This window comes from Brevinematia bacterium (genome assembly GCA_039630355.1).
In the GTDB taxonomy this organism is placed as follows: Bacteria; Spirochaetota; Brevinematia; order DTOW01; family DTOW01; genus SKYB106.
Window position 1 is genome coordinate 1 of the sequence record JBCNVF010000004.1, and the last position, 10,417, is coordinate 10,417.

The 10,417-nt window shown below is 37.4% G+C and carries 10 protein-coding genes; 6 read left to right on the forward strand and 4 right to left on the reverse strand.

What is annotated here, in order from left to right; all coding sequences use genetic code 11:
• Positions 1–610 (forward strand): tetratricopeptide repeat protein (locus ABDH28_00120; GenBank protein ID MEN2997434.1); only part of this gene is annotated, 610 nt, incomplete at its 5' end.
• A 1-nt stretch (position 611) separates the two neighbouring features.
• Entirely contained in the window at positions 612–1,127 is a 516-nt protein-coding gene (locus tag ABDH28_00125) for a TIGR00725 family protein (protein ID MEN2997435.1), read from the forward strand.
• Positions 1,128–1,157: 30 nt separating this feature from the next.
• On the opposite strand, the gene ABDH28_00130 is transcribed toward ABDH28_00125, so the two are convergent.
• Complete coding sequence (locus tag ABDH28_00130; GenBank protein ID MEN2997436.1) at positions 1,158–2,117, reverse strand: radical SAM protein; 960 nt, start codon at positions 2,115–2,117, stop codon at positions 1,158–1,160.
• Positions 2,118–2,369: 252 nt separating this feature from the next.
• Here ABDH28_00130 and nhaA point away from each other — a divergent pair, with 252 nt between their 5' ends.
• Positions 2,370–3,731: a Na+/H+ antiporter NhaA gene (nhaA, locus tag ABDH28_00135; protein MEN2997437.1), complete on the forward strand. Its 1,362-nt coding sequence runs from the start codon at positions 2,370–2,372 to the stop codon at positions 3,729–3,731.
• On the opposite strand, the gene ABDH28_00140 is transcribed toward nhaA, so the two are convergent.
• Together ABDH28_00140 and ABDH28_00145 are read right to left on the reverse strand one after the other, a co-directional pair.
• Entirely contained in the window at positions 3,715–4,173 is a 459-nt protein-coding gene (locus ABDH28_00140) for an N-acetyltransferase (GenBank protein ID MEN2997438.1), read from the reverse strand. The two genes, nhaA and ABDH28_00140, sit on opposite strands and share 17 nt — an antisense overlap.
• A gap of 10 nt (positions 4,174–4,183) precedes the next feature.
• Positions 4,184–5,041 carry a glycine--tRNA ligase subunit alpha gene (locus ABDH28_00145; protein MEN2997439.1) on the reverse strand — a complete coding sequence of 286 codons (858 nt, stop codon included), beginning with the start codon at positions 5,039–5,041 and terminating at the stop codon, positions 4,184–4,186.
• 253 nt (positions 5,042–5,294) lie between these two features.
• Between ABDH28_00145 and ABDH28_00150 the strand changes: the two genes are divergently transcribed.
• Positions 5,295–8,246 carry a hypothetical protein gene (locus ABDH28_00150; GenBank protein ID MEN2997440.1) on the forward strand — a complete coding sequence of 984 codons (2,952 nt, stop codon included), beginning with the start codon at positions 5,295–5,297 and terminating at the stop codon, positions 8,244–8,246.
• Between the two features lies 1 nt (position 8,247).
• Here ABDH28_00150 and ABDH28_00155 read toward each other — a convergent pair whose 3' ends face one another.
• Positions 8,248–9,174: an HAD hydrolase-like protein gene (locus ABDH28_00155; protein MEN2997441.1), complete on the reverse strand. Its 927-nt coding sequence runs from the start codon at positions 9,172–9,174 to the stop codon at positions 8,248–8,250.
• 283 nt (positions 9,175–9,457) lie between these two features.
• Here ABDH28_00155 and ABDH28_00160 point away from each other — a divergent pair, with 283 nt between their 5' ends.
• The gene (locus tag ABDH28_00160; GenBank protein MEN2997442.1) at positions 9,458–9,709 is read left to right on the forward strand and encodes a HypC/HybG/HupF family hydrogenase formation chaperone; all 252 of its coding nucleotides are present in this window, start codon (positions 9,458–9,460) and stop codon (positions 9,707–9,709) included.
• A partial coding sequence (hypD, locus tag ABDH28_00165) for a hydrogenase formation protein HypD (protein MEN2997443.1) occupies positions 9,706–10,417 on the forward strand: 712 nt, incomplete at its 3' end. The genes ABDH28_00160 and hypD, both read left to right, overlap by 4 nt.

The following is a 10,417-nucleotide window of genomic DNA, read 5'->3' on the forward strand; positions in this document are numbered from 1 at the left end:
GGCTCTACCAACCCTAGCAGGAACTGTCGTCGTGGTGGGATTAGTTGGAATATTGGTATACTTTTCTATACAAAAAGCAGAAGAGGAAAGCTTGAAGAACAAGTTTGATACTGCGTACTTCTCATACATCTCTTCTTCAAGAAACAACGAAAACTTAGAACAAAGCTTCCAAAATTTCATCTCAACACTTCAAGAAATATCAGCAACTAAAAAAGATTACAACATAGTTGCAATAGCAAACATAATACTAGGTGATATCTACTACAACAGTGAAGGTAGAGCATATGATACAGCTCTATCCTACTATTCCAAAGCTACGAACTCTAGGTCAGAGTTTCTTAAAGTTGTTGCAATATTCAACGTTGGACAAACTTACGAAGCTATGGGAATGTTTGAAGAATCAATAAAAAACTACGAAATTATCTTCAAGAACCACTCAAAATCTTTCTTAGCTCCAGTTGCACTTATAAAGTGTGCAGAGGTATATTACTATCTAGGGAAGCCCGATAAGTCTAAAGAGATGTATTCTCTACTTACCAACAAATACCCAGATTCTCAAGCAAATATCATCGCTAACCTCATAGATTTAGTACTACAACAAGCGAAATAGTATGAAGGGAAATACAGTTAGCGGAAGGAAAAAGCAAGTTCTTCTCATAGGAGATAGCGGTGAGTTTGAGGACAAAAACAAAGTTGCTTATGAGATTGGTAGGTTTATAGCTAGAAATGGCTGGGTTTTGATAACGGGTGGTAGAGATGGTGTAATGGACTGGGCAAGCAGAGGAGCGTATGAAGAGGGAGGAACTGTTGTTGCTATAACCCCTTTTGATTCCCTTGAGAATGTAACACCTTTTGCTACTGTCGTTATCCCTACCGGCATGGGATTTGCAAGAAATTATATAAACGTTCTATCCGCAGACGTAGTTGTTGCCGTTGGTGGAGGAGCAGGAACATTATCCGAGATTGCCTATGCATGGCAATTCAATAAGCCGATAATTGCTTGTAGTTTTGTCAACGGTTGGAGCAAAGAGGTTGCAGGTAAGAGATTAGATTATAGAGAAAGAGACCCTGTAATCAACGCCTCCTCCCTAGAGGAGGTATTTGACTGGCTTAAGAAAATTCTCTAACCCAGGCCTAAAAACTGCTCTCAGAATCTCCTATCTCCTGATAGCAAGCTTAAAAAATTTTGTCCCATTTATCTGCACCTCTTCTACAACCCCTTCTCTCTCAAGATCAGAAAGTATTTGCTTAGCTTTAAAAAAATCAATTCCCTCAGCTATAACTACATCCAACACAGTAAGAGGCCTTCTTCTGAGTATCTCAACAATATCCTCTCTTAGACCTATGATGTCTTTTTTCAAAGGTTCTGGATTGACATAATGCCTGCTTAACACTTCCACATTAGCATAATAACTGGATATTATCATCTTCGCTTTACGCAACTCCTCTGAAGAAAGAGGAAGAGCATCAGGATACGCCCCAGGTCTGTCAACAGTACTAATTTGCACAATATCAGGCTTTATCAGACAACAGGTTTCCCCTATTTTCCTTAATTCCTCTTCAGAATCATTTATTCCTTTAACGAGAAGTACCTCAAGAAGAATCTTGTTTTTAAACTCTTCACGGAACCTCACAAGTCCTTCTATTATCTTCTCTATTCTTACTGAGTTGATAGGCCTGTTTACTTTCTCAAAAGTTTCTTGAGTCACTGCATCAAGAGAGGGACAAACAACATCAGCTAACAGTAATCCATTCCTCACACCCTCATCATAAATATTACCAGAATGGGTTAGAACCGCTACCGGATATCTGAACCTATCCTTTACCTCAGAAATAATTTCTCCTAACCTAGAGTTAAGAGTTGTTTCACCTTCTCCCGTAATAGTAATGTGATCAATCTTACCATCATAACAACTAAAGAAAGCTTCTAATTCCTTTATAACATCATCTTTCCTAACATATTCTCTCCTCATAGCAGTTTGCCTTTTAGTTCTCCCTACTTCACAAAACACACAATCATAAATGCAAATTTTGTGCGGTATAATGTCAACTCCTAATGACATTCCTAACCTTCTTGAAGGAATCGGTCCAAAAATATAGGAAAATCTACCTCTCATAGGATACTTATATTGTGAAAAAGCTCCCAAAAACCTCTCAATTTGACAGAGCCAAGAGCAATAAAATCTAAAATCCACAACTAGGTGTAGTTTTCCCTCCTTTCTCTTGCAGTTCTCTGCTGGAGACTAGGTGGGTTTTCTTTATAGTGTGGTAATATCTCTTTTAGTAGCTAACTGAGTTACTACTCAGCTTCGGCACTACAAACACAATTTGTGAATTTTCGGGTACCAGATTTATAATGAGTTCTCAAAATGGCTAAAACAAAGATAAAAAAAGGTTATGTAAAAAGTCTCTTTTCAATCTCACACTTCCTCAAAAACGAAAAAGTAGGAGGTGTAATAGTTCTTGCTTTTGCCATAATTGGGGTAATTTTAGCAAACTCTCCGCTGAAAGATATCTACTTCAAAGTAATTGAGACAAAGATATCCATACACGTTGGGGAATTTCAAATTTCCAAATCACTACTGCACTGGATAAATGACGGACTTATGGTTCTGTTCTTCCTAATGGTTGGTATGGAAATAAAAAGAGAGATGCTAGTTGGTGAGCTTGCTTCCGTAAAGAAAGCTATCTTGCCATCAATTGCTGCGTTAGGGGGAGTATTGATGCCTGTGTTTATATACTCTCTGCTCAACTTTGGTAAAGATAGCTTCAGAGGATGGGGAATACCAATGGCCACAGATATAGCTTTCACTGTCGCAGTGATGATGATGCTTGGAAAACTGATTTCTCATGCATCAAAGGTAAACATTACTGCACTAGCAATAGTTGATGACATAATGGCTTTGGTAGTAATAGCACTATTCTACTCAACTGGAGTAAAACTTGAGTACATCCTATTAGCATTCGGTGTAGTAATTCTTATACTTCTGTTTAACAAACTCGGAATCAGACCAACGATTCTATATGTTATAACGGGCTTTGTGCTCTGGATGCTACTCTCAAAGTCAGGAATACACCCGACGATTGCTGGAGTTCTACTAGCCTTTGCTATACCTTCAAATGCCAGTAATAAGAATTTACCAAAGGAGATAAGAGTTATATCAGAGTCTCTTGAGAAAATATCTAGAAACATTGAAAAAGGAAAACTCCTGGGAGAAACAAAACCCGACTTCCAGGAAACGAAAGCAAAACTTAAAAGTATAGAACCGCCCCTACAGAGGTTTGAAACTTCACTTGCTACATGGGTTGCCTTTTTCGTGCTACCTATCTTTGCCCTAGCAAATTCCGGTGTATGCTTTGGAAACTTCACATGGAGTGATCTAACTCATCCTGTCCTACTGGGAGTTGCTATAGGGCTAATGCTTGGCAAATCCACCGGAATATTCACTTTCTCATATTTTTCAGTAAAACTTGGAATAGCAGAAGTGTCGGAAAAAGTTTCATGGAAGGAGTTTTACGGAGTTTCCTGGCTTGCAGGAATAGGGTTTACAATGGCTCTATTCATAGCTCACCTTTCCTTCAGCACCTTTCCACACTACCTTGACTTAGCAAAGGTTGGCATATACGTAGGCAGTATAGGTTCAACAGTGGTAGGAATTGTGCTATTGATACTCTTTAAAGGTAGAAGTAAACAAACTTTACCGCAACCCCCTTCTACTCTATCTCCTTAATCATAGCGGTTTCATCACAGTGATTTAGCTTAGGACATACAAGACAATCAGACCAAACCTTTTCTGGAAAAATTTCCTTACTAACCTCTCTAAAACCTAACTTCCTGAAAAATTCCTCACTTCTTGTAAGCACAAAAACTTTCTTTACCCCCATAGCCTTAGCCATCTCCAAACCCCTCTCTACTAGCATTCTTCCTATCCCTCTTTTCTGCAACTCCTGCTTCACCGCTAGTGTTCTAAATTCAACAACTTCTTCGCTATAAAACTTCATAGCCATACTCCCAACAACATCTCCCTCTATATCAGCTATAATGAAATTCCTTATATGATCCAAAATATCATCTTTACTCCTATGCAAAAGCTCTCCTTTGTCAACGAAGGGTTTTATCAGCTCATATATACTGTCAACATCACCAGGTGTAGCCTCCCTTATCACTACCACCCTTTCCAACCTAAACCTCCTCGCTCTCCTCTTGCATTTGTTTCCAAATCCTAGCACACATAGATGCTAATTCCCTTACCCTTGATATATAGTTTGCCCTCTCAGTAACACTTATAGCGTTTCTCGCATCCAAAATGTTAAAAATGTGTGAACACTTTATTGTTAAATCATACGCAGGAAAAACAAGTCTCCTTTCTATAAGCCTTCTAGCTTCTTTCTCATAGTTATTGAACAACTCAAAATACATCCCAACTTCCGCAAGTTCAAAGTTATACACCGAGTATTCATACTCAAACATTCTTTGCAAATCCCCGTACTTTATCTCTTCATTCCACTTTAGGTCAAAAACATTGCTTACATCCTGAAGATACATAGCAATTCTTTCTGAGCCATAGGTTATCTCAACAGGCACAGGATCAAGCTCTATCCCACCAACTGCCTGGAAGTAAGTGAATTGCGTTATTTCCATACCGTCAAGCCATACTTCCCATCCAAGTCCCCACGCACCTAATGTTGGAGACTCCCAGTCATCATGAACAAACCTTATATCATGTTCCTTAGTATCTATTCCTAGCCTTTCAAGACTCTCTAAATACATTTCCTGAATATTTATTGGCGACGGTTTCATAATCACCTGAAACTGATAGTAAAACCCTAGCCTGTTAGGATTCTGTCCATATCTACCGTCAGTAGGTCTTCTGCAAGGTTCAACATAAGCTACATTCCAGGGTTTTTTACCTATTACCCGCAAAAAGGTATCAGGATTGAAAGTTCCAGCTCCTACTTCAAGATCCCATCCTTCCCTTATTATACACCCTTTCTCAGCCCAAAATCGCTTAAGCTCCATTAAGACATCCTGAAAGTACATATAAAACTCCAAACTTAATTAATGATATAAAAGCCCAGCTTTCCATAGCAATTTCCCTATTCTCATCTGAGTCAATAAATTCCAATTTCCATCCTAAGCCTCTTATAAGAAGAATATTCACCCAGTCCCGTCAGGGACTGCGAGAGTAGTAAAAGAAATACTACATCCTATATTATAAATCCTGGAACTTACTCTCATAGATAGTTAAAAATTGAATAAAGTTTAGAAAGTTTTTGATAATTACTTTTGTTGTATGAGAGGTTTAACAATTCTTCTTACTTTTTTCCTTTTATTTTTTTTCATTACTGATACATTTCCTCAATTTGAGGAAAGTTCGGTAGGAACTCATTCCAATGTATCCAGTAAAAAACTTCTCTACCCGAAATTTTCAGAACTTATAGAAGCTAGTCGGGTTGATTTAGGTAAGTATATACTTGTGGACAAGTTTGAAGCAATTGAAGCTCTACAGAAAACTAACTTTACCGTTGTAACCTTTAAGGGAAGGATAAATGCGATCCATCAGGACAAGAAACTTAGGTGTAACAGATTGACTGCCATTATTGTAGATAACGAAGTTAGAGAGATTGTTGGTGAAGGAAATGTTAAGTTCGTAAGCGGTAAAGATCTTTTTGAAGGAGATAAATTTTTCTATGATCTTAGAGTAGGAAAGGTATCCTTATATAACGCAAAGACTAAGATTGATGAACAATATTACTACGCAGATATTGTAAAGCAATTGTCCCAGGATAGGTTTTTTTTTGAGAATGTTTTTTTTACGAAGAACGATCTATTCTTTCCAACATATAAGATAAATGCCTATAGAGTTTGGTATTACAAGAATGACTACTTGCTGTCTCTAAATAACTCTTACTTTGTAGGTTCTGGCTCGTTTTTGTATCTACCAACCTATTTTGAGTTATACAGATACACAGATATTCTCACTGACTTTGGGTTAGAGACAACCTTAGGCTTCTACATCCAAAATACTTTTTATCCTAAAAACTGGTTTGGGGAGAAGATCTTACCAAGATTGAAGATTAAGTTTGATCATTACGAAAGGCTTGGGGAATATGTAGGATTTGAAGCACCAAATATTAATATCATCTCAAACCTTACGATAAGTGCTATTGTTGATTTTGAGTATGACAAAAAGTATGAAGTGTATGGTAACTACATAGTTAATTTTATAGACCAGTATGGGAAAAGGGACTACAGAGAGTATAGAACTTTTGGTTGGAATTACAACTTAAAGCTTAATTACAGCAGTAGTGGCACATCTATAAGTTTTTCCACCGAAGATCTTAATGATCCGTATCTACCTACAAAGTTTTCCTTCCGAAGGGAGAGATTTGATGTAAGAAGGTTTTTACTTCCATATGAGAATAGATTTTGGATTCCACCAGGTCCAAAACAAAATATCACCAGAAATTTGAGAATAAACTATCAGTATGGTATCTCCTCCTTCAGTCTAGGTTTAGATTGGATATACAACCTAAGAAGTGGCTATAGCATAACCAATACCAACAGCTTTGATATTGTAACGATAGAAAACAAAACGAATAAATACGCAAACGACTATTACAGGTATGATCTTCAAAGATTATCAGGTCCGTATATTTCATACTCAGCTAACCTTGGTAAACTGCTCTCATTTTCGTATGAAGAGAAAAAAACAAATGTTTTGACAAACTTATCCACCACGACTAACATTATGAAGTGTGTTACTAATGAAAGCGTAAAATCTAGATCCTCCTTTGAGATGGATCTTATAACTATAAGAACTAATTTCACTACTAACATTGGCACCAATTTGATGTTGTCTGGAGAAGGTAAGACTAACTATTCTATAGTTACGAATATAGTTGAGAGTATAACTACAAACTTTGTCATTGATACTAATCTTATCTCTAAGCCTGCAAAAGGCATTTCTCAAAAGTTCCAGCAACCAAGTTTTACTACAAATATATCTTCAATCAAGTGGATATCGTTTGGGGTAACTCCATCTGCTAGTATTTCTATTCATCCTAATTCCGTGTACCGCATAGAGGATGGGACGCCTTTAGAAGATACATTCAACCATAAGGAGAGTGTAGGTGTGAATGGGCAGTTACTTCTATTTAATGATCTTTTCAACCTAAATTCCTCTATCAATATCCAGAATAATAGTGTATGGACAAGAACTCAGGATATTCTAAGGAGAAAACAAGATGATCTAAACTCACTTGCTACACTGAATATGGGAAATTCTCTCTCTGTATCAAGAAACTTGTTCAGCAAGAGCGTATTCAACTCTGATTTCACAATTTCATCTTCGCATAACCTGTCCTATAGGCTAACAAAGCCGAAATTACTTTCACCTGATGAAGATCCCTATGTAGATAACGTCACCTCTCATAGTATTGGTGCAAGTATTTCCTTAAAGTTACTTGACTTGTCAATACTATCAAACGTTGTTTTAAATTTTCTTGGATTTTCGTCCATTTCTCTATCCTCAGGTGTATCTTACAATCTACTCTACTTGAAAAATGAGATCAGGTACAGAGATGATAAACACTACTGGACCAACAAGATATCCAATCCCGTATCCTTAAATATCTCTCTTGGGCCTTGGTTGAACTACAGAATATCCTATAGGGTAAAGGTTTCAAATGAAAATACAGTTTTTGACCCTGTTTTAGTGTCGCTATCTGGTGGGATTTCTGCGAAGGATCTGTATTTGGGAGTAGTGATTCAGAAGTTGACGTATTTAAGCCTTAGCTACGGGCTTCTTTTTGATTACGTAAACCCGATAAACAATAATTTCACACTAAATTTTTCTGCTATGGGTATGATTGACGAACATTGGAGTTTTACCATTACAACTTCGGTGGTGAACAACAAGCTTTATAGGTATGTTTCTGAGTATGCACAGAAATACAATGTTCCTCAGGTGGACCTAGTTCGGGATATAATTGATGCGGTTAATATATTTAACATTGATGCTCTCAGAAGGACGCTTTTTAAGAATAAGGGGGTAACAATATCACTTTTGCGAGATCTATATGATTGGACCGCTTCGCTAAGTGGTGGTATAAGACTATATAAGGATGAGGTAAGGAATTTCGCTTTTTTTGAACCATTCGTGGAGTTTAAAGTAACCTCAAAGAAAAGTGTAGGTATTGAAGTGCCACCAATACAGCCTGAGTTATACAAGTTGTTTGAGTAAACTATGCTATTATCTTTGCATCTTCAAATGCATAAATAAGCTCAGGAATTGATGACACCCTCGTCAAGTTCTCTACCTTAGGAAGTAGGGGTTTATTGTTTGGTAGGTTAAGAATTTTTCTAAGTTGTTTGACGGGTATGTCTTTCATAAATCTTGACAGAGTTTTGCGGTTCAAGATTTTTGTTTTGATATCAACCAAAATTGCCTTCATTTTCAGCAACCTAGCTGGGAGTATATCATTTTCTATTGAGTTGCCTATAACTATTACATTTTCTTCCGGAATTTTCTCATCCTCAAGTATCCTAAGAAGTATTCTTTTTGAAGGCTTTTGGTACATAGATGGGAATTCAACTATATCACACATCAGAGAAGAGACATTATTGCAAATGCTATGAAACCAGATTCCTTCAGGAGAGTCTTCATTTTCATAACCTTGATCTTCTCCCGAGAAACTATCTTGGAGGCAGTATATGACGTCAAAGTATTTATCTATCTCAAAAAGCTTTATTCTCTGCTTTACCACTCTCGCTGGCGAATTCGTTAGACCTATTATTCCTATCTTGGATTCCTTAAAGTTCTTCAAAAGGGTTATTGATCCCGGAAAGAACTTTAGGTACCTCAGCCTAGCCTGATTGAACTTGGTCTTGATGGAATTTATAAGTGACACTCTAGCTCCATTATTTTCAAGAGACACAGGATTCCTCTTCAGCTCCTTTAGTAGCTCGTATGTAATGTAGGTATAGTCATTATTGACGAAGATTGAATTTTTCAGCTTTGAGATAAAAGCTGATAAAAAATATTCTTTGTCAATACCAAAAGTGTCACTAACGAGATTAGCAATGAACTCAGAGATATTGAGGTAATAATTTGCAAAGTCATAAAGAACGTTATCTAATTCCATTATCAAATGAACCTTTCTTTCTATCATTTCTCCCCCTTCTCCCATCTACCTTTCACCTTATTAAAAACAAATGACAACTTGTTTTTCAACTTTGCTTTACTTCTAAAACCTGAACTACACAAAACTAATCCATTATAGGACAACTTTTGCTTCTGATCTCCAGCCTAGGATATTTACAACTAAGCTAAAACAATACCTTCTGTGGTTTTGGAAGCATCGGAAATTTTACAATAAGACTAGGGTTTTGGATTGTAAGTTGTTAGCAGGAGGGAGTATTTTTTACTTTTTATTAGGAAGCTGGGGTAGGAAGATGTGTCTTGGAATTCCTGGAAAGGTGGTTGAGATAAGAGAAGATTCTTTCCCGCTTATGGGGAAGGTTGAGTTTGGAGGCGTGAGAAGAGAAGTGTGCTTAGAATATGTGTCTGACGTGAAGGTAGGTGAGTATGTTATAGTTCATGTTGGTTTTGCGATAAGTAAACTTGATGAAAGTGAGGCGCAGAAGGTGTTTGAGTATATTAAGGAGATTGGTGGTATTGAGAAAGAGTTGGGAGGTAGTGAATGAAATACATAGACGAATACAGAGACTCCGAAACAGCAAACAAGTATATTGATGAAATACGGAAGGTTGCTAAGGGGAACTGGGTGATAATGGAAATCTGCGGGGGTCAGACGCATACTATAGTTAAATTTGGTATAGATAAGCTTTTGCCCGAAAACATTGTATTTGTTCATGGTCCTGGTTGCCCTGTGTGCGTAACTTCTGTTGAGATCATAGACAAAGCGATAAAGATCTCTTCAATGCCCAATGTTGTTTTCTGCTCTTTTGGAGATATGCTGAGGGTTCCGGGGACGGAGAAAGACCTTTTCACAGTAAGGGAGGAAGGAGGTGATGTAAGGGTTGTCTATTCTCCGATGGATGCTCTCAAGATTGCTATAAAAAGTCCTGATAAGGAAGTAGTTTTCTTTGGCATCGGGTTTGAAACTACTGCACCTGCAAACGCTATGGCGATATACCAAGCCAAAAGAATGGGGATCAAAAATTTTTCTATGTTAGTTTCTCATTTTCTCATACCCCCTGCGATGGAAATAATATTGAATTCGGAACACAGAAAGATAAGTGGATTTCTTGCACCTGGACATGTTTGCACAGTGATGGGTTACACCGAATACGAAACAGTTGCAAAAAAATACAAGGTTCCTATTGTTGTCACAGGTTTTGAGCCTCTTGATATACTACAAGGGGTGTTGATGTTGGTTAAGCAACTAGAGG